Annotated in this window: 15 protein-coding genes; 12 read left to right on the forward strand and 3 right to left on the reverse strand. The window is 70.2% G+C overall.

Annotated features, from left to right (window positions below):
- Positions 1–9: 9 nt before the first annotated feature.
- The 8 genes from metH (at position 10) to AC5L38_RS26830 (ending at position 11,336) form a co-directional block, all read left to right on the forward strand.
- The gene (metH, locus tag AC5L38_RS26795) at positions 10–3,474 is read left to right on the forward strand and encodes a methionine synthase (protein WP_495245579.1); all 3,465 of its coding nucleotides are present in this window, start codon (positions 10–12) and stop codon (positions 3,472–3,474) included.
- Positions 3,475–3,520: 46 nt separating this feature from the next.
- Entirely contained in the window at positions 3,521–4,267 is a 747-nt protein-coding gene (locus AC5L38_RS26800; RefSeq protein ID WP_495245580.1) for an HAD family hydrolase, read from the forward strand.
- Between the two features lie 120 nt (positions 4,268–4,387).
- Entirely contained in the window at positions 4,388–4,960 is a 573-nt protein-coding gene (locus AC5L38_RS26805; RefSeq protein WP_495245581.1) for a cellulose synthase, read from the forward strand.
- Between the two features lie 265 nt (positions 4,961–5,225).
- Positions 5,226–6,236, forward strand: coding sequence for an ABC transporter permease (locus AC5L38_RS26810; RefSeq protein ID WP_389913148.1), 1,011 nt, complete (start codon positions 5,226–5,228; stop codon positions 6,234–6,236).
- Between the two features lie 58 nt (positions 6,237–6,294).
- Positions 6,295–8,073 carry an ABC transporter substrate-binding protein gene (locus tag AC5L38_RS26815; RefSeq protein ID WP_495245582.1) on the forward strand — a complete coding sequence of 593 codons (1,779 nt, stop codon included), beginning with the start codon at positions 6,295–6,297 and terminating at the stop codon, positions 8,071–8,073.
- Between the two features lie 83 nt (positions 8,074–8,156).
- The gene (locus tag AC5L38_RS26820) at positions 8,157–9,170 is read left to right on the forward strand and encodes an ABC transporter permease (RefSeq protein ID WP_495245583.1); all 1,014 of its coding nucleotides are present in this window, start codon (positions 8,157–8,159) and stop codon (positions 9,168–9,170) included.
- Positions 9,167–10,210, forward strand: coding sequence for an ABC transporter ATP-binding protein (locus tag AC5L38_RS26825; protein WP_495245584.1), 1,044 nt, complete (start codon positions 9,167–9,169; stop codon positions 10,208–10,210). Before AC5L38_RS26820 ends, AC5L38_RS26825 begins: the two co-directional genes overlap by 4 nt.
- 64 nt (positions 10,211–10,274) lie before the next feature.
- On the forward strand, positions 10,275–11,336 hold the full coding sequence (locus tag AC5L38_RS26830) for an ABC transporter ATP-binding protein (protein ID WP_495245585.1): 1,062 nt from the start codon (positions 10,275–10,277) through the stop codon (positions 11,334–11,336).
- Positions 11,337–11,399: 63 nt separating this feature from the next.
- Here AC5L38_RS26830 and AC5L38_RS26835 read toward each other — a convergent pair whose 3' ends face one another.
- The 3 genes from AC5L38_RS26835 to AC5L38_RS26845 form a co-directional block, all read right to left on the reverse strand.
- Positions 11,400–12,083, reverse strand: coding sequence for a response regulator (locus AC5L38_RS26835; protein WP_495245586.1), 684 nt, complete (start codon positions 12,081–12,083; stop codon positions 11,400–11,402).
- The gene (locus AC5L38_RS26840; protein ID WP_495245587.1) at positions 12,083–13,348 is read right to left on the reverse strand and encodes a sensor histidine kinase; all 1,266 of its coding nucleotides are present in this window, start codon (positions 13,346–13,348) and stop codon (positions 12,083–12,085) included. The genes AC5L38_RS26835 and AC5L38_RS26840 overlap by 1 nt, the downstream gene beginning before the upstream one ends.
- Before the next feature lie 237 nt (positions 13,349–13,585).
- A complete protein-coding gene (locus AC5L38_RS26845) occupies positions 13,586–14,464 on the reverse strand; it encodes a RecB family exonuclease (protein ID WP_495245588.1) in 879 nt (292 codons plus the stop codon).
- A 169-nt stretch (positions 14,465–14,633) separates the two neighbouring features.
- Here AC5L38_RS26845 and AC5L38_RS26850 point away from each other — a divergent pair, with 169 nt between their 5' ends.
- From AC5L38_RS26850 to AC5L38_RS26865, 4 genes are all read left to right on the forward strand, one after another.
- Positions 14,634–15,722, forward strand: a complete 1,089-nt coding sequence (locus AC5L38_RS26850; protein WP_495245771.1) for a site-2 protease family protein — start codon at positions 14,634–14,636, stop codon at positions 15,720–15,722.
- 165 nt (positions 15,723–15,887) lie between these two features.
- Positions 15,888–17,423 carry a hypothetical protein gene (locus tag AC5L38_RS26855; RefSeq protein ID WP_495245589.1) on the forward strand — a complete coding sequence of 512 codons (1,536 nt, stop codon included), beginning with the start codon at positions 15,888–15,890 and terminating at the stop codon, positions 17,421–17,423.
- 13 nt (positions 17,424–17,436) lie between these two features.
- Positions 17,437–17,871 (forward strand): hypothetical protein, encoded by a 435-nt coding sequence (locus AC5L38_RS26860; RefSeq protein ID WP_495245590.1) that lies wholly within the window; start codon positions 17,437–17,439, stop codon positions 17,869–17,871.
- On the forward strand, positions 17,868–19,337 hold the full coding sequence (locus AC5L38_RS26865; protein WP_495245591.1) for an FHA domain-containing protein: 1,470 nt from the start codon (positions 17,868–17,870) through the stop codon (positions 19,335–19,337). The genes AC5L38_RS26860 and AC5L38_RS26865 overlap by 4 nt, the downstream gene beginning before the upstream one ends.
- Positions 19,338–19,411 lie beyond the last annotated feature (74 nt).

Genomic DNA, 19,411 nt, shown 5'->3' on the forward strand with positions numbered 1-19,411 from the left:
TCTTGTCGCATGACAAGCACTCCGTCTTTCCGTGAAGTCCTGAACGAGCGCGTGATGGTCGCCGACGGGGCCATGGGGACGATGCTTCAGGCCCACGACGTCACCATGGATGACTTCCAGGACCATGAGGGCTGCAACGAGGTGCTCAACGTCACCCGCCCCGACATCGTCCGCGCCGTGCACGAGGCCTACTTCGAGGTGGGGGTCGACTGCGTCGAGACCAACACCTTCGGCGCCAACCTTTCAGCTCTCGGCGAATACGACATCTCCGAGCGCGTCTTCGAGTACTCCGAGGCCGGTGCCCGCGTCGCCCGCGAGGCCGCCGACGCCTGGTCCACCCCCGACCGCCCGCGCTTCGTGCTCGGCTCCATCGGCCCCGGCACCAAGCTCCCCACCCTCGGGCACAAGCCGTACGACGTGCTGCGCGACGCCTACTACGACAACGCCGCCGGCCTGGTCGGCGGCGGCGCCGACGCGCTGATCATCGAGACCTCCCAGGACCTGCTCCAGGTCAAGGCCGCGGTGATCGGCGCCCGCCGGGCCGTCGCCGACTCCGGCCGCGACGTGCCGGTCATCGCCCAGGTGACCATCGAGACCAACGGCGCGATGCTGCTGGGCTCGGAGATCGGCGCGGCCCTGACCGCGATCGAGCCGCTCGGCGTCGACGTGATCGGCCTCAACTGCGCGACCGGCCCCGCCGAGATGAGCGAGCACCTGCGCTACCTGGCCCGCCACGCCCGGGTCCGCCTGTCGTGCATGCCCAACGCCGGGCTGCCCGTGCTGACCTCCGACGGCGCCTACTACCCGCTGAGCCCCGAGGAGCTGGCCTCGGCGCACGAGAACTTCACCCGCGACTACGGGCTCTCCCTGGTCGGCGGCTGCTGCGGCACCACCCCCGAGCACCTGCGCCAGGTCGTCGAGCGGGTCCGCGGGCAGGAGACGGCCCCGCGCCGTCCCCGCCCCGAGGCCGGGGCCTCCTCCCTCTACCAGAGCGTCCCCTTCCGCCAGGACACCTCGTACCTGGCCATCGGCGAGCGCACCAACGCCGTCGGCTCCAAGGTCTTCCGCGAGGCGATGCTCGCCCAGGACTGGGAGGAGTGCGTGGAGATCGCGCGGGGGCAGGCCCGCGACGGCGCGCACATGCTCGACCTCTGCGTCGACTACGTCGGCCGCGACGGCGTGGCCGACATGAAGGAGCTGGCGTTCCGCTTCGCCACCGCCTCCACGCTGCCGGTCGTCCTCGACTCCACCGAGCCCGCCGTCATCGAGGCCGGGCTGCAGATGCTCGGCGGGCGCGCGGTCGTCAACTCGGTCAACTACGAGGAGGGCGACGGCCCCGAGACGCGCTTCCACCGGAACATGACCCTGGTCCGCGAGTACGGCGCCGCCGTGGTGGCCCTCACCATCGACGAGCAGGGCCAGGCCCGCACCGCCGACCTGAAGGTCCGGATCGCGGTCCGCCTCATCGAGGACCTGACGGGCAGGTGGGGCATGAGGGTCGAGGACATCCTCGTCGACATGCTCACCTTCCCCATCGCCACCGGCCAGGAGGAGACCCGGCGCGACGCGCTGGAGACGATCGAGGCGATCAAGGAGATCAAGCGGCTCCACCCCGGGGTGCAGACGGTCCTGGGCCTGTCGAACGTGTCGTTCGGCCTCAACCCGGCGGCCCGCGTCGTGCTGAACTCGGTCTTCCTCAACGAGTGCGTCAACGCCGGCCTCGACGCGGCGATCGCGCACGCCTCCAAGATCCTGCCGATGGCGCGCATCCCCGAGGAGCAGCGCGAGGTCGCCCTGGACATGGTCTACGACCGGCGCAGGGAGGGCTACGACCCGCTGCAGCGGTTCATGGAGCTGTTCGAGGGCGTCGACGCCGCCGCGCTCAAGGAGAGCAAGGCCGAGGAGCTCGCCGCGCTGCCGCTGTGGGAGCGGCTCAAGCGCCGCATCGTCGACGGCGAGCGCAAGGGCCTGGAGGCCGACCTCGACGAGGGCCTGGCCCGGCGCCCCGCCCTGGAGATCGTCAACGACGTGCTGCTGGACGGCATGAAGACCGTCGGCGAGCTGTTCGGCTCCGGCCAGATGCAGCTGCCGTTCGTGCTGCAGTCGGCCGAGGTGATGAAGACCTCGGTCGCCTACCTGGAGCCGCACATGGAGCGGGTCGAGGGCGAGGTCAAGGGCCGCATCGTGCTCGCCACCGTCAAGGGCGACGTGCACGACATCGGCAAGAACCTGGTCGACATCATCCTGTCCAACAACGGCTACGAGGTCGTCAACCTCGGCATCAAGCAGCCGGTGTCGGTCATCCTGGAGGCCGCCGAGGAGAAGCGGGCCGACGTCATCGGCATGTCCGGGCTGCTGGTGAAGTCGACGGTCGTCATGAAGGAGAACCTGGAGGAGATGAACTCCCGGGGCATCTCCGGCAGGTTCCCGGTGCTGCTCGGCGGGGCGGCGCTGACCCGCGCCTACGTCGAGCAGGACCTCGCGGAGCTCTTCCAGGGCGAGGTCCGCTACGCCCGCGACGCCTTCGAGGGGCTGCGCCTGATGGACGCCTTCATGGCGGTCAAGCGCGGCGACAAGGGCGCCGGCCTGCCGCCGCTGCGCGAGCGCCGCGTCAAGGGCGGCGCCACGCTGGCCAGGACCCCGGTGGAGGAGCTGCCCGCCCGCTCCGACGTGGCCGCCGACAACCCGGTGCCGGCGGCGCCCTTCCTCGGCGAGCGCGTCGTCAAGGGCGTGCCGCTCGCCGAGTACGCCGCGTTCCTGGACGAGCGGGCGACGTTCATGGGCCAGTGGGGCCTCAAGGCCGCGCGTGGCGGCGGCGGGCCCTCGTACGAGGAGCTGGTCGAGACCGAGGGCCGCCCGCGCCTGCGGATGTGGCTGGAGCGGATGCAGACCGACGGGCTGCTGGAGGCGGCGGTCGTCTACGGCTACTTCCCGTGCGTCAGCGACGGCGACTCGCTGATCATCCTGGACGAGGGGGGCGGCGAGCGCACCCGCTTCACCTTCCCGCGCCAGCGCCGCGACCGGCACCTGTGCCTGTCCGACTTCTTCCGCTCCAAGGACTCCGGCGAGGTCGACGTCGTCGCCTTTCAGGTCGCGACGATGGGCAACAGGGTCTCCGAGGCCGCGGCCGAGCTGTTCGCCAAGGACGCCTACCGCGACTACCTGGAGCTGCACGGCCTGTCGGTGCAGCTGACCGAGGCCCTGGCCGAGTACTGGCACGCGCGCGTGCGCTCCGAGCTCGGCATCGGCGGCGGCGAGTCCCTGGAGGACATGCTCAAGGTGAACGTCGCCGGCTGCCGCTACTCCTTCGGCTACCCGGCCTGCCCTAACCTGGAGGACCAGGTTCAACTGATGGAGTTGCTCGATCCGGCCAGGATCGGCGTCGAGCTGTCGGAGGAGTTCCAGCTCCACCCCGAGCAGTCGACGTCCGCGCTGGTCGTCCATCACCCTGAGGCCAACTATTTCAACGTGTGAGACGTATGACCGGCGCACAGTCGGCCAAGGGGGTTCGGCGGGAATGATGGAAGCGGTTCTCTTCGACATGGACGGGCTTCTCGTCGACAGCGAGAAGATCTGGTTTCAGGTCGAGACCGAGGTGATGGAACGGCTCGGCGGCGAGTGGGGGGTGGCCCACCAGGAGAATCTGGTGGGCGGCTCCATGCCGGCCACGGTGGCCTACATGCTCAGGGTCTCCGGAGGGGGCGCCACCCCCGCCGAGGTGGAGGCCTGGATGCTGGAGGGCATGATCGACAGGCTCGCGGGCGGGGTGGAGATGATGCCCGGCGCCGCCGAGCTGCTGGCGGAGGTGCGCGGGGCGGGCCTGTCCACCGCCCTGGTCACCTCGTCGGTCCGGACGATCGCCGAGGCGTGCCTGAGAAGCATCGGCGCGCACAACTTCGACCGCGTGGTCACCGGCGACGACGTCGCCAGGACCAAGCCCGACCCCGAGCCCTACCTGACGGCCGCCGGGCTGCTGGGCGTCGATCCGGCCCGCTGCGTCGCCCTGGAGGATTCACCGAATGGGGTGACGTCGGCCACCGCCGCGGGCTGCCGGGTGGTGGCGGTGCCGAGCGTGCTGCCGATCCCCGCCGCGCCCGGCCGCCTCGTCGTCGGCTCGCTGCTGGAGGTCGACGTGGCGATCCTGCGCTCGCTGTCCTCAGGCGAGCCTTCCTCTGCCGAGCTTTTCTCTGTTGAGCCTTCCTCTGCCGAGCCGTCCTTCGGCGGGCCGTCCTCCGGTGGGCCGTCCGATGTCGGGGATCATCCCTGATCTTTCGCGCGAACCAGCCCGTATCCCCTAAGGGGGGATCCCTCCTCAGGAAGGAGGGCCTGTCACGGTTCCACGTGCCAGGATGGAGATCGGGTAAGCCGATACGAGGGGCGGTCCGCTATGACGTTCACACAGATCGCGTGGTTGCCGCTCTGCGCCGGGGTCACCGGCGTGGGGCTGGTGCTGAGTTTCCTGGTGATGCGGCGCCGGGGCGCCGCGGCGGGGTTGCGGGCCGCGGCCTGGTCGCTGCTGCCCGTCGCCGCGTTCCTGACCGGCGCGCTGCCGACCCTGTGGCAGATCGGCACGGCGGTCGTCACGTTCGTCGCCAATCTGGCGCTCAACCCCACGGTGTGGGTCGGGGTGGGGGTGGCCGGGCTCTCCGCGCTGCTCTTCCTGGTCTCGGGTTTCCTGCGCGGCCGCAAGCTCAGGGCCGCGGCCTCCCCGAGGTCCTCGGCCTCTTCGACGCCCGTCGTGAGCGCCACCGGCGGGCAGCACAGGGCCGTGCAGTCGGCGCCGTCGGCGGCACCGGGGACGCCGGGCGCGACGGCCGTCACGCAGCCGCTGCCCAAGCGCACGCCCGCCCCCTCGCCCGTCTCCAGGGCCGCCGCCGGAGCCAGGCCCGCGGCGAAGCCGGCGGGCGACGACGACTTCTCCGATATCGAGGACATCCTCAAGCGCCGGGGGATCGGGTGACTCTGTGTCGTCACCCCGTTTCCGTGTCACGAATCCGAGACATAAGCGGAACGGCTTCCGGACATTACCTTCAAGATCAAAACGAATGAATTTCACGTGAATCACAGTTGAGCCACATAGCGCCTCAGAGGACTGGTCAGCGCAGTTCAGCCCATAGATTCTGCGCACGGGACCACTAATAACGGCCCGTAGACTTACGGCGCGCTGCCCCGACCCGGGGGACGCGTTGACGGACAACGTCGTCTGGGATCCAGGGGGCCACTGTATGACCGCACCGCTCGACGTCCCCGGCACGGCCATGGAGGCCCAGCCGGAGGCTGTTCTCGAAGGGGTGGGCGGAAAAGCCATCGAGGGCCGTTCTCTCGGCCAGATCGCCTGGCTGCGCCTGAAGCGCGATAAGGCAGCAATCATCGGCGCTTTCGTCGTGGTCTTCCTGACGCTTGTCGCGATCTTCGCGGAGCGTCCGTTCGGCGGGCTCATCGCGCTGTTCGGCGACTCCCCGAACATTCCCAACAACGACCTCATCGACCCCATGACGAGCGCCCCGCTGGGCGCCTGGGGCGGGATCAGCCTCGAGCACCCGCTCGGGCTGGAGCCGGTCAACGGTCGCGACATCTTCGCCCGCATCCTCTCCGGCGCCCAGATCTCGCTGCTGGTCGCCTTCCTGGCCACGCTGGTCTCAGTGGTGCTCGGCTCCCTGCTGGGCGTGCTCGCGGGTTTCTTCGGCGGCTGGGTCGACACTCTCATCAGCCGGGCGATGGACGTCTTCCTCGCCTTCCCCCTGCTGCTGTTCGCGATCGCCATCGTCGGCGCCGTCCCCGACCAGGCCCTCGGGCTGCAGGGCAACGGCCTGCGGATCGCGGTGATCGTCTTCATCATCGGCTTCTTCAACTGGCCGTACATCGCGCGGATCGTGCGCGGCCAGACCCTGTCGCTGCGCGAGCGCGAGTTCGTCGACGCGGCGCGATCCCTGGGCGCGGGCAACAGCTACATCATCTTCCGTGAGATGTTCCCCAACCTCGTGGCGCCGATCCTCGTCTACGCCACGCTGCTCATCCCCACGAACATCCTGTTCGAGGCGGCTCTGTCGTTCCTCGGTGTCGGCGTGAACGAGCCCCAGGCCTCCTGGGGAGGCATGCTCACCAGGGCGGTCGACTACTACCAGACCGCCCCGCACTTCATGATTGTCCCGGGCCTAGCGATCTTCATCACCGTTATGGCGTTCAACCTGCTGGGCGACGGGCTCCGGGACGCCCTCGACCCGCGAGCCCGGTAGCGAACAAGCGACCGTCCTCTATATCACCGTCACTCATGACAAGGGGTATACCACCACGATGAGGAAGATCAACGTACTGGCGCTCGCCGCGCTGGGTACCGCGCTGTCCATGGGACTGGCCGCCTGTGGCGGAACAGCCGGTGGCGGTGGCAACACGTCCTCAGGCAGCCAGGGGACCGGCGCCGCGGCCGCCGCGGCCAAGCACAACGACGGCTACACCAAGGTCGTCAACGCTTCCGACGCCAAGGGCGGAACCCTCAAGTTCGCCTACTCCGACGAGCCCGACTCGATGGACCCGGGCAACACGTACTACGCGTTCAACTGGAACTTCACCCGGCTGTACGCCCGCCCGCTGATGACCTACGCCGCCGAGCCCGGCGACGCCGGTCTGAAGCTGGTCCCGGACCTGGCCGAGGGCCCCGGCGAGATGGCCGAGGACGGCCTCTCCTGGACGTACAAGATCAAGAAGGGCATCAAGTACGACGACGGCACCGAGGTCAAGGCCGCGGACGTCAAGTACGCCATCGCCCGCAGCAACTTCACCGAAGAGCTCACCGACGGTCCGAAGTACTTCGCCCAGTACCTCGACGCCGGTGACTACAAGGGTCCCTACAAGGACAAGAACCTCGACGACTTCAAGGGCATCGAGACCCCCGACGACTACACCGTCGTCTTCAAGCTGAAGGCGCCGTTCGCGGAGTTCGACTTCCTGGTCGCCAACCCGCAGTCCGCCCCGGTGCCGCAGGCCAAGGACACCGGCGTCGACTACGAGAAGACCGTCGCCTCGACCGGCCCCTACAAGATCGAGAGCTACGAGGTCGGCAAGCAGTTCAACCTCGTCAAGAACGAGAACTGGGACCCGGCCACCGACACCACCCGCAAGCAGCTGCCCGACCGCATCGAGGTCCAGCTGAAGCAGAACGCCGAGGACATCGACAAGCGCCTCATCAGCGGCCAGGTCCACGTCGACCTCGGCGGCACCGGCGTGCAGCCGGCGGCCCGCGCCCAGATCGTCGCGGACGCCAAGCTGAAGGACTCCACGGACAACCCCTTCACGCCGTTCAACCGCTACGCGATGCTGTCGACCGCGGTGAAGCCGTTCGACAACATCGACTGCCGCAAGGCCGTGCAGTACGCCACCGACAAGACCGCCACCCAGGCTCCCTGGGGCGGCCCGCTCGGCGGCGAGATCGGCACCACCGCGATGACCCCGACCACGGTCGGCTACAAGCAGTTCGACCTGTACCCCAACGGCGCCGACCACAAGGGTGACCTGGCCAAGGCCAAGGAGCACCTGGCGGCCTGCGGCCAGCCGAACGGCTTCGAGACCAACATCGCGGTCCGCGGTGACCGCACCAAGGAAGTCCAGGTCGCCGAGGCCCTCCAGGCCTCCCTCGACCGGGTCGGCATCAAGGCCACCATCAAGAAGTACCCCTCGGGTGACTGGAGCGCGCAGTACGCCGGCAAGCCGGAGTTCGTGCACGCCAACAAGCTGGGCATCATGATCGCCGGTTGGGGTTCCGACTGGCCGTCCGGCTTCGGGTTCCTGTCGCAGATCGTCGACGGTCGCTTCATCAAGGACTCCGGCAACTACAACATGATGGAGCTCAACGACAAGTCGGTGAACGACCTTCTGGACAAGGGCATCCAGACCACCGACCCCGCCGCCCGCAACGAGATCTGGGCCCAGGTCGACCAGAAGGTCATGGAGTCTGCCGCCTTCATGTCCTTCGTCTACGAGAAGACCCTGATCTTCCGTCCGTCGACCCTGACCAACGTGTACGTGCACCCGGCCTACGGCATGTACGACTACACGTGGCTCGGTGTCCAGCAGTAGCCCTTCCCTAGTTAGCCAAAGGCAGGTGAAGGCCTGACGGTGCCCGGGAGCGAACCTCCCGGGCACTTCGGGGCCGAACGATCGTGGTCGCATTCATCGTCCGCCGCGTGATCGCCGCCGTGCTGATGCTCGCCATCGTCAGCATGGCCACCTTCGCGATCTTCTTTCTCATCCCGCGTGCTCTGGGACAGACCCCCGAGGGCATGGCGTCGCGTTACGTCGGGCGAGATGCCACCCCTGAGGCGATCCAGGGCGCAGTCAAGCGGCTGCACCTGGACGACCCGCTCCTGGTGCAGTACGGCCGGTTCGCGCAGGGCATCGTCGCCGGCCAGGACTACTCGCTCGGCCCGCGCAAGGCGGAGTGCCCGGCACCATGCTTCGGCTTCTCCTTCAACAACAACCAGCCGGTCTGGCCGACGCTGCTCGACCGGCTCCCCGCGACGATCTCCCTCGCCCTGGGCGCCGCGATCACCTGGGTCGTCGTCGGCGTCAGCGTGGGCGTCATATCCGCGCTGAGACGCGGCAGCGTGCTCGACCGGACGGCCATGACGGTCGCGCTGGCCGGAGTCTCGCTCCCCATCTACTTCACCGGCCTGGTGTCGCTGTCACTGTTCGCGTACACACTGGGGATCTTCCCCGGTGGCGGCAGCTACACGGCGTTCACCGAGAACCCGGTCATGTGGTTCCAGTCGCTGGTCCTGCCCTGGGTCACCCTGGCGCTCCTGTACGCCGCCCTGTACGCCCGGCTCACCCGGGCGGGCATGCTGGAGACCATGGGCGAGGACTACATCCGCACGGCCCGCGCCAAGGGTCTCAAGGAGCGGACGGTCGTGACCAAGCACGCCCTGCGCGCCACGCTGACCCCGATCCTCACCATCTTCGGCCTGGACCTCGGTCTGCTGCTGGGCGGCGCGGTGCTCACCGAGAGCACCTTCTCCATCCCCGGCATCGGCAAGCTGGTCATCGACGCGATCCGGAGCAACGACCTGCCGGTCGTCCTGGGCGTGACCCTGTTCGCGGCGATCTTCATCGTCGTGGCCAACTTCATCGTGGACATCCTGTACGCGGTGGTCGACCCGAGGGTGAGGCTCTCATGACGACTCCCGCACCGGAGTCCTTCCTGGAACTGCGCGACCTGCGCATCCACTTCCCGACCGAGGACGGCCTGGTCAAGTCCGTCGACGGTCTGTCGTTCAAGCTCGAGCGTGGCAAGACCCTGGGCATCGTGGGCGAGTCGGGCTCGGGCAAGAGCGTGACCAGCCTCGGCATCCTGGGCCTGCACAAGGGCGGGCGCGCCAAGATCTCCGGTGAGATCTGGCTGGACGGCGAGGAGCTCGTCGGCGCGAGCGCCGACCACGTGCGGACCCTGCGCGGCAAGAAGATGTCGATGATCTTCCAGGACCCGCTGTCCGCCATGCACCCGTACTACACCGTGGGCGCCCAGATCGTCGAGGCGTACCGGATCCACAACCAGGTCAGCAAGGCCGTCGCCCGCAAGCACGCGATCGACATGCTCGGCCGGGTGGGGATCCCGCAGCCCGACAAGCGGGTCGACGACTATCCCCACCACTTCTCCGGCGGCATGCGCCAGCGCGCGATGATCGCCATGGCGCTCTCCTGCGACCCCGAGCTGCTGATCGCCGACGAGCCCACCACGGCCCTCGACGTGACCGTCCAGGCGCAGATCCTCGACCTGATGCGCGACCTGCAGAGCGAGTTCAACTCCGCGCTGATCGTCATCACCCACGACCTCGGCGTGGTCGCCGAGCTGTCGGACGACATCCTGGTGATGTACGGCGGCAAGTGCGTCGAGTACGGCACGGCCGAGGACACCTTCTACCGGCCCGAGCACCCCTACACGTGGGGCCTGCTGGGATCGATGCCCCGCCTGGACCGCGAGCCCACCGAGCGGCTGCTCCCGATCAAGGGCTCACCGCCCTCCCTGATCAACGTGCCGTCCGGCTGCGCCTTCAACCCCCGCTGCGCCTTCGCCGGCCGTACCGAGGGCAAGGCCACCGCGGAGGTTCCGCAGCTGCTGGAGACCGACGGCGGCCACCTGGTCCGCTGCCACATGCCCCGCGCGGAACGGCGGTCCATCTGGGAGAACGAGATCAAGCCGATGATGGAGAGCACGTGAGCGAGCGAGCCGGTCAGTACAGCACGTCTCGGGCGCCCCGGGTGCTCCGGGTTAGGGAGGACGCGTGACCTCGGTCAACGTCGTTGACGACAGGAGCGGCGCGGCCGGGGGATCCGACTCCGAAGCGCTGCTGTCCGTACAGGGCCTGCAGAAGTACTTCCCGGTGACCAAGGGCCTGCTGCGCAGGCAGGTCGGCGCGGTCAAGGCGGTCGACGGGATCAGCTTCGACGTCCGCAAGGGCGAGACGCTCGGCCTGGTGGGCGAGTCGGGCTGCGGCAAGAGCACCACGGGACGGCTGATCACCCGCCTGCTGGAGCCCACCGACGGCAAGATCGTCTTCGAGGGCCACGACATCACCCACATGTCCCAGGCCAAGATCCGCCCGCTCCGCCGCGACGTGCAGATGATCTTCCAGGACCCCTACTCGTCGCTCAACCCCCGGCACACGGTCGGCGCCATCGTCGGTGCCCCGTACCGCATCCAGGGCATCCAGACCGAGCAGGGCACCAAGAAGGCGGTCCAGGAGATCCTGGAGCTGGTCGGGCTCAACCCCGAGCACTACAACCGCTACCCGCACGAGTTCTCCGGCGGCCAGCGCCAGCGCATCGGCATCGCCCGCACGCTCGCGCTCAAGCCCAAGCTGATCATCGCCGACGAGCCGGTCTCCGCGCTGGACGTGTCGATCCAGGCCCAGGTGGTCAACCTCCTGGAGGACCTGCAGAACGAGCTCGACCTGACCTACGTCATCGTCGCGCACGACCTGTCGGTCATCCGGCACATCAGCGACCGGGTCGCGGTCATGTATCTCGGCAAGATCGTCGAGCTGGCCGACCGCAAGGGCCTGTACGAGTCGCCCATGCACCCGTACACCACCGCGCTGATGTCCGCGGTGCCCGTCCCCGACCCGGCCCGGCGCAAGGACCGCGAGCGCATCCGCCTCCAGGGCGACGTGCCCAGCCCGCTCAACCCGCCGCCGGCCTGCCGGTTCCACACCCGGTGCTGGAAGGCCCAGGAGATCTGCAAGACGGTGGAGCCGCCGCTGGAGACGCTGGCCCCCGGGCACCAGGTGGCCTGCCACTTCCCGGAGAACGCCCCCGCGCAGCCCCTGAAGGCCGCCTCCGCCTGACCGTCCTCGTCCGTTCCTCCCGCCCGTACGGAACCATCCGTGCGGGCGGCGGCGCGCGGCGGGTCAGGGAAGCGCGCCCGGCGTGATCAGGCCGGTCTCGTACGCCAGGACGACGGCCTGGACGCGGTCGCGCAGGCCCAGCTTGGTGAGCACGTTGCCGACGTGGGTCTTGACCGTCGTCTCGCTCACCACCAGCTCGGCGGCGATCTCCGCGTTGGACATGCCCTTGGCGATCAGCCGGAGCACCTCCAGCTCGCGCTCGGTGAGCCGGTCCAGGCGGGCGGGGGTCGACTGCTGGTGCGCCGAGGGCAGGTGCGCGCCGAACTTGTCCAGCAGCCGCCTGGTGACGCTCGGCGCGACGATGGCGTCGCCCGCCGCGACCACCCGGATGGCCTGCACCAGCTCCTCGGGCGGCACGTCCTTCAGCAGGAACCCACTGGCCCCGGCGCGCAGCGCCTCCACGATGTACTCGTCGAGGTCGAAGGTCGTCAGCACCAGCACCCGGGGCACGTGCGCGCCCACGGTGGCCTCCCGCACGATCCTGCGGGTCGCCTCGATGCCGTCCACCCCCGGCATCCGGATGTCCATCAGCACCACGTCGGGCAGCAGCGCCCGCGACTGGTCCTGCGCGGCCTTGCCGTCGCCCGCCTCGCCGACCACCGTCAGGTCGGGCTCGGCCTCCAGGATCAGGCGGAAACCCGTGCGCAGCAGCGGCTGGTCGTCCACCAGCAGCACTCTGATCGTCATCACGTGTCCTTGAGGGGGAACCGGGCATTGACCTCGAATCCGCCCCCGGGACGCGGGCCGATCCTCAGAAGTCCACCATAGAGGGCGACACGTTCGCGGATGCCCACCAATCCGTGCCCGCCCACCTCCTCTCCCGGGTCGCGCGCCCCGGGGCCGAGGCCGTCGTCCTCGACCTGGACGGCCAGCTCGCCCGGCTCGTGCCGTACGGTCACCCAGGCCCGCGCCTGCGGCCCCGCGTGCCGCAGGCTGTTGGTCAGGGCCTCCTGGACCAGCCTGTACGCGGCCAGGTCGACACCGGGGGGCAGTGTTCCCTTTGTTCTCTTTGTTCCCTCTGTCCCTTTCGCTGACGTGTCTCCGCGCTCGTCCTCGATCCACAACTGCGTCCGCAGCCCCGCCTCGCGCATCTGGTCGACCAGGGCGGGGATCTCGCGCACCCCCGGCTGCGGGTTGCGCTCGGCGGGTGTCCCGTCGGTCCTGAGCACGCCCACCATGCCGCGCATCTCCGCCATCGCGGTCCGGCCGAGCTCCTCGATCGCCGACAGGGCCTCCCTGGCCCCGTCGGGGTTGCTCGCCAGCACCCGCCGGGCCGCGGCGGCCTGGACGGTCATCACGCTCACGTGGTGGGCGATCACGTCGTGCAGCTCGCGGGCGATGCGGGAGCGCTCCTCGGCCCTGGCCGCCCGGGTGTCGGCCTCCCGGGCGCGCTCCATGCGCCGTGCCCGGTCGCGCAGCTCCCCCTGGTAGGCCCGGCGCAGCCGGACGCTCCGGCCGGCGATCCACAGGGAGGCGGTGAACACGGCCATCAGCAGATGATCGTTCCACCCGCCGTTCCATCCACCGTTCCACCCGCCGGGCCCGCCGCCCGCCGCCGCCGACGACAGGACGTGACCGGTGAGGGCCAGCGCCGGGGCGCACAGGCTGAGCGCCAGGCCGCGCCCGGCGGCGATCGTGTAGACCAGCACCAGGGTGACGAGCCAGAGCGGGGAGGGGTCGCGTCCCGTGGAGGCCAGCGCGACCTCGGCCAGGCAGACCAGGAAGAGCATCAGGAACGGCCGGTGCCGGCGCAGCGCCACCGACAGGCAGCCCGCCACGACCAGGCCGAGCCCCATCGCGTCGGGCGCCCTCAGGCGGTCGGGGTCGCCGAAGACGTGGGCCGCGTGGGCGAAGGGGACCGAGACGGCGGCCAGCGCCCCACCGAAGATCGCGTCGGGAATCAGCGGGTGCCCGCGGAACCACGTCCGAAGGCTGCCGATGGTGTTGCGCACACAATCAATTTAGGCGCCCTCCCTCCGGCGCCACCCTGCCAGAGGTGGATATCGACCTCATCCCCGCGAAGGATCCGCCCCGGGAGAACACCCCGAGGCCACGCCGGGGGGCGGCCCGGCGGCGGCCCTGGGGCGCCGTGCGGGGCGTGCCGGGACCCGGGGCCGTACCATGATCGGCCGCGGGGCGGGGCGGGGGAGCCGGGGCCGGGGCTGGAGCCGGGCGGCCGGGCCGGGCCCTCACAGCTCGTCGGTGGCCGCCCGCGAGGTCCTGGCCGGGCGCCGGTTGCTGCGGACGGTGTCGCCGGGCTGCCGCTCGGGGACGGGCGGGGGAGTGCCGCCGAACTCCGGGCACAGCTCCTGGTAGCTGCACCAGCCGCACAGCCTGCTGGGCCTGGAGCGCCACTCGCCCGTCTCCAGGGCCCGCTCGATGGCCTGCCACAGGGCCTGGACCTTGCGCTCGGTGGCCAGCAGGTCGGCCTCGTCGGGGACGTAGCGCAGCACCTCGCCGCCGCCCCCGAGATACATCAGCTGGAGCATGCGGGGCACCGAGCCGCGCAACCGCCACAGGACCAGCGCGTAGAACTTCATCTGGAACAGCGCCTTGGCCTCGAAGGCGGGCCCCGGGGCGCTGCCGGTCTTGTAGTCGACGACCCGGACCTCGCCGGTGGGCGCCACGTCCAGCCGGTCGATGTAGCCCCGCAGCATCAGGCCGCTGCCGAGCACCGCCTCCACGTAGAGCTCCCGCTCGGCGGGCTCCAGGCAGGTGGGGTCCTCGAGGGTGAAGTAGCGCTCCAGCATCTCGCGGGCCTGGGCCAGCCACTCGGCGCGGTCGTCGTCACCGGTGAACATGCCGGCGTACGACGGATCCTCCTCCTGGAGCCTGAGCCACTGGGGCTCCAGCAGGTCCTGGGCCGCGGAGACCGTGCGCTGCGGGGCCGGCAGGTCGTACAGGCGCTCCAGCACCGAGTGGACCATCGTGCCGCGCACCGCGGCGGGCGACGGCGGCTCGGGAAGCCGGTCGATCACCCGGAAGCGGTAGAGCAGCGGGCACGTCATGAAGTCACCCGCGCGCGACGGCGACAGGGCTCCGACGATCGTGGGCTCGGTCGGTGACATGACCGCACTGTAGGTCACGGTGACGACAGTTTGCGCCGGAGGTGCCCTCGTGGCGTCTGCCCGGGGCCCGATGGCGCGTACCATCGAGGCCTGAGGGTGGAGGGGACGAGGAAATGGTGAGCCAGCGGTGAGCAGCGACAGCCCACGCCAGGACAGTCCGGGGCTGCGGATGGGCCGCCCGTTCGGCATCCCGGTCTACGTCTCGCCGACCTGGTTCATCGTGGCGGCGTTCATCACCTACTCCTTCCAGGGCGTGGTGGCCTCGTGGCTGCCCGACCTGAGCGTCCCGCTCACCTACGTCGTGGCGTTCGTCTTCGCGGTGCTGCTGTACGTCTCGGTGCTCCTGCACGAGCTGGCGCACTGCGTGGTGGCCAGGATGTACGGCCTGCCGGTGCGGCGCATCACGCTCTACCTGCTCGGCGGCGTCTCGGAGATCGAGCGCGAGCCGGAGACCCCCGGCAGGGAGTTCATGGTGGCCTTCGCCGGGCCGCTGCTCTCGCTCGGGCTGGCCGGGCTCGGCTTCGCCGCCTCCTACGTCATCCCCCCCGGCACGATCGTCGGCGTCCTGGTCCTGCAGCTCTGGCTCGCCAACCTGATCGTCGGGGTCTTCAACCTGCTGCCGGGACTGCCCCTCGACGGCGGGCGCATGCTGCGGGCGGGCGTCTGGAAGATCACCCGCAAGCCCGTCACCGGCACGATCGCCGCCGCCTGGACCGGCCGGGTGCTCGCCGTCGGCCTGGTGGTGTTCACCGTCTGGTCGGCCCTGGTGACCGGGCAGGAGCCGGACCTGATGCTCATCTGGTCGGTGCTGCTGGCCGCCTTCATCTGGTTCGGCGCCACCCAGGCGCTGCGCGGCGCCCGCGTGCGGGCCCGCATCCCCGAGGTCAACGCCCGCGCCCTGGCCCGGCGGGCCATCGCGGTGACCGGCGACGTGCCGCTGGCCGAGGCCCTGCGCCGGGCCGCGGAGGCGAAGGCGGGGGCGATGGTCGTCGTCGACCACGAGGGCCACCCCACGGGCATCGTCAACGAGGTCGCGGTGGAGGCCACCCCGGAGAACCGCCGCCCCTGGGTGACGGCGGGCTCGCTGGCGCGCGGCCTGGAGCCGTCGCTGGTGCTCGCCGCCGACCTGGAGGGGGAGCCGCTGATCGACGCCATGCGGGAGTCCCCGGCGGGGGAGTACCTCCTGGTGGAGCGCGGCGGCGAGATCTTCGGCGTGCTCGCCACCTCGGACGTGAACCGCGTGTTCAGCGGGGTTTAAGCGAACCACAGGTCGTTCACAGGCGTCTCACTGGATACTCGCCGATGACGGGATCGGGGGAGACAGGAGAAGATCATGCCTGTTCGTCCCACTCGTCTTCGGCACTCACCAGGACTAGGGTTTTGGCCAGCCAACGGGCTGGCCAAATAGCTTAAGGGACGTCAATTGGCACCCCCCCACACGCCGGCTCCGGCCGGTGATCTGACGCCGGATCTCCTCGGCGCCCCCGAATGGACCGACCAGATGGTCGCGGCCGCGGGCATCCCCATGTACGACATCCCCTTCCTCACGGTCGGCGGCGGCATGGGATCCTTCGTGACGCTCGACTATCTGAGGATCTACGGCGTTCCCACCTCGCAGATGCGAGTGGTGTCCAACATCGACCATCCGTGGCAGACCTACGAGTTCCTCACCAGGTGCTCGCAGATCCCCAGGGGCGAGCGGATCCGCTCCGACTCCTCCTCCCGCCCGGACAACCTGTGGGGATTCCCCTCCTACGCCCTGGAGGAGGCGTGGAAGGAGAAGAGGCCGTCGTACCTGTGGCAGATCCTCACCGAGCCGCTCCTGAACGACTACTGGACCCCGCGCGCCGGCACCGTCTTCGAGAACCTCGAACGCGAGGCCAAGCGCATCAACTACTGGGACATGCTGGTCAAGGGCCAGGTGCGGATGATCCGCCGCAGGGCGGGCGGCGGCTACTTCACCGTGGTCACCCCGCCCGACGGGGCGGCGCCGACCAAGCGCATCATCTTCCGCTCACGCTTCGTGCACGTCGCGATCGGCTACCCGGGCCTGAAGTTCCTGCCCGACCTGCAGGAGTTCCGCACCAAGCACGGTGACTACCAGCACGTCGTCAACGCCTACGAGCCGCACGAGCAGGTGTACGAGTTCCTGAAGACCCGGCCGGGCACCGTGGTCATCCGCGGCGGCGGCATCGTCGCCTCCCGGGTGCTCCAGCGATTGTTCGACGACCGGGAGAAGTACAACCTGCAGACCCAGATCATCCACATCTTCCGCACGTTCGTCAGCGGCTCGCACGGCCCGCACGCCTGGTCGCGCCGCAAGGGCGGCGACGGCTGGGCCTACCAGGGCTTCAACTACCCCAAGTCGGTGTGGGGCGGCCAGCTCAAGGCGGAGATGCGCAAGCTGGAGGGGGCGGAGCGGGCGAAGAAGTACAAGCAGATGGGCGGCACCAACACCCCCTTCAGGCGGCGCTGGCAGGAGCAGATGCGGGCGGGCCGCAGCGGCGGCTACTACCACGCCGTGCAGGGCACCGTCGACCGCGTGGAGGAGAGCCGCGACGGGCGGCTCGTCAGCTACGTGCGCAGCGGCGACGGCATCGTCAGGGAGCCGGTGTCCGACTACATCATCGACTGCACGGGCCTGGAGGCCGACATCGCCGAGCACCGGGTCTTCGCCGACCTGCTCCAGCACGGCGGGGCGGGCCGCAACCCGGTGGGCAGGCTGGACGTGGAGCGCCACTTCGAGGTGAAGGGGACCGCCAGCGGCGACGGCGCCCTCTACGCCTCCGGGTCGGCCACGCTCGGCGGCTACTTCCCCGGCGTCGACACCTTCCTCGGCCTGCAGATCGCGGCCCAGGAGATAGCCGACGACCTGGCACGGCGAGGATTCGTCAAGAAGATGGGACCGCTGCGGTCGACCTCGCAGTGGTTCAAATGGGCCCGCAACTCGTCGGTGTAAGGAGTATCCCCCCGTGGTTCCGACCCTGCTGGGCCGTATTCAGACGCGCCTGTTCATGCTCGCCACCGTCGGCGTGGTCATCACCCTGCTGATCGTCCCGCTGCTCCCCGGCTCCGGCTCTCTCTCCGGCCGCTACGTCAACGGCCTCCTGGTCATCGCGGCGGTGGCCGTGCTGGGGGTCTTCTGGGAGCTGATATACCACTTCCTGATGCAGTTCAGGTGGGAGAAGGACTGGCCGACCCTGTTCGGCCTGCTGACACTCGTGCCCGAAGGTCTTGTGCTGTACTTTTTGCTACGGTCCGGTGCAGTTGATTTCATCGATCCGGTCCCACCGGCCGCCTTCTGGACACATTTCACACTCGTCTGGGTAAGCATCTGGTTGGTGACGAACGGTCCCATGAGGGTGCCGTTCATCCGGTGGCGTTTCCGGGGAGGGAGAGTTCTGTGACCGACCAGGGCTTCGGGGTGGTGCGTCCGCTTCCGGGCAACGGGCTGGTGGCCCACGAGGGCGGCCTGCTGCTGGTGTGCGACGCGGCCGAGGCCGTCGTCGAGGATCTGCTGGGGGCGATGCGGGAGACCGCGGCCTCCGGCGGCGACGGCCGGGCGCTGGCCCGCCGGGTCGCCCAGATCCTCGCCGTCATGATGGGCGAGCCGGTGGCGTGCGCCGTCGCCGGTCCCGTCAGCGGGGGAGTGGCCGTCCTGGTCAGCGGCCCGGCGTTCGCGTCGGTGACCGGCGCGAACGGCGAGATCCAGCTCGCCGGCCGTGACGCGCTCACCTGGTCCGACCGGTTGGTCCCCGGCCCGGTGACCCGGGTGGAGCTGCGCCTGCCCGAGGCCGGCGACGCCCACCCGCTGTCCCGGCTGGACGCCGGGGTGATCGTCGCGGGCGGGGTCTGGTGCGACCTGACCGAGGCGGGCGCCGCCCCGCGGGCCGTGTCGCGGACGGAGTCCGCCGGGCCCCGGGGGCAGCACGCCCAGCAGCACGTCCCGCAGGCCGCGCCCCGGATGGAGCCCTCGGCCCCCGCGCCCACCCCGATGCCCGCGCCGCCCGAGCGGTCGGCGCCCCCCGAGTGGTCGGCCCCTCCGGAGCCCGCCCCGCCCGCGCCCTACCCGATGGGGCCGGCCGAGTCCTACCCCCCGGCGGCCCCGCCGGCCGAGCCGCGGCGCGAGCCGCAGCCGCAGGGGTGGCACTCCGAGCCGGCGCCGCAGGGCCCGCTCTCCTCTCCCGGCCACTCCTCTCCCGGCCACTCCGGCGGGCCCTCCACCGGGCCCGCCCCGGCGGTCGTCCACCACGAGGACATCGACACCGCGATGGCGAGCGGGATGGGCGGGGACCCCATCGACGTGCGCGACCAGCCGTTCGAGTACGAGCTGCTGACGCCCGGCGGCTCGCAGCCGGGCAACGACCCCGCAGGTCCCGTGGCCGAGCCCGAGGCGCGGCCGCTGGTCTACGGGGTCGACTGCAAGAACGACCACTTCAACGACCCCCGCGTGCCCTACTGCGCGGTCTGCGGCATCGCGCTGGTCCAGCGCACCCTGGTCCCCTACAAGGGGCCGCGCCCGCCGCTGGGGGTGCTGCTCCTGGACGACGGCCTGACGCTGCGGCTCGACACCGACTACCTGGTGGGCCGCGACCCCGAGCGGGCTCCGGAGGTGGCCGACGGCTCGGTGCGCCCGGCCAAGGTCACCAGCCCCGACGGCTCGGTCTCCCGGCGTCACCTGCGGGTGGCGCTGGACGGCTGGGACGTCAACCTGGTCGACCTGGGGTCGGTCAACGGCACCCAGATCCAGCCGCCCGGCGACCCCAACTTCTACGACATCCCGCCGAACGAGCCGGTCGCGATCCTGCCCGGCACCACCGTGCGGATCGGTGTCTCGCGCACCATGCGCTACGAGTCGCACCGCAACCGCTGAGAACGACTCTCGCCTTCCGGGCGGTACGGCCACGGCCGTGCCGCCCGGCGCGCGTCCGGGGCCGGCCCGGTCCG

It is taken from the genome of Streptosporangium nanhuense, from assembly GCF_059358815.1.

Excerpts from the sequence above, each read along its gene's own strand:
- AC5L38_RS26850 (WP_495245771.1), top strand. The coding sequence starts at position 14,634 with ATGGGCCGCCCGTTCGGCATCCCGGTCTACGTCTCGCCGACCTGGTTC.
- AC5L38_RS26815 (WP_495245582.1), top strand. The coding sequence starts at position 6,295 with ATGAGGAAGATCAACGTACTGGCGCTCGCCGCGCTGGGTACCGCGCTG.
- metH (WP_495245579.1), top strand. The coding sequence starts at position 10 with ATGACAAGCACTCCGTCTTTCCGTGAAGTCCTGAACGAGCGCGTGATG.
- AC5L38_RS26845 (WP_495245588.1), bottom strand. The coding sequence starts at position 14,464 with ATGTCACCGACCGAGCCCACGATCGTCGGAGCCCTGTCGCCGTCGCGC.
- AC5L38_RS26835 (WP_495245586.1), bottom strand. The coding sequence starts at position 12,083 with ATGACGATCAGAGTGCTGCTGGTGGACGACCAGCCGCTGCTGCGCACG.
- AC5L38_RS26825 (WP_495245584.1), top strand. The coding sequence starts at position 9,167 with ATGACGACTCCCGCACCGGAGTCCTTCCTGGAACTGCGCGACCTGCGC.
- AC5L38_RS26805 (WP_495245581.1), top strand. The coding sequence starts at position 4,388 with ATGACGTTCACACAGATCGCGTGGTTGCCGCTCTGCGCCGGGGTCACC.
- AC5L38_RS26800 (WP_495245580.1), top strand. The coding sequence starts at position 3,521 with ATGGAAGCGGTTCTCTTCGACATGGACGGGCTTCTCGTCGACAGCGAG.
- AC5L38_RS26810 (WP_389913148.1), top strand. The coding sequence starts at position 5,226 with ATGACCGCACCGCTCGACGTCCCCGGCACGGCCATGGAGGCCCAGCCG.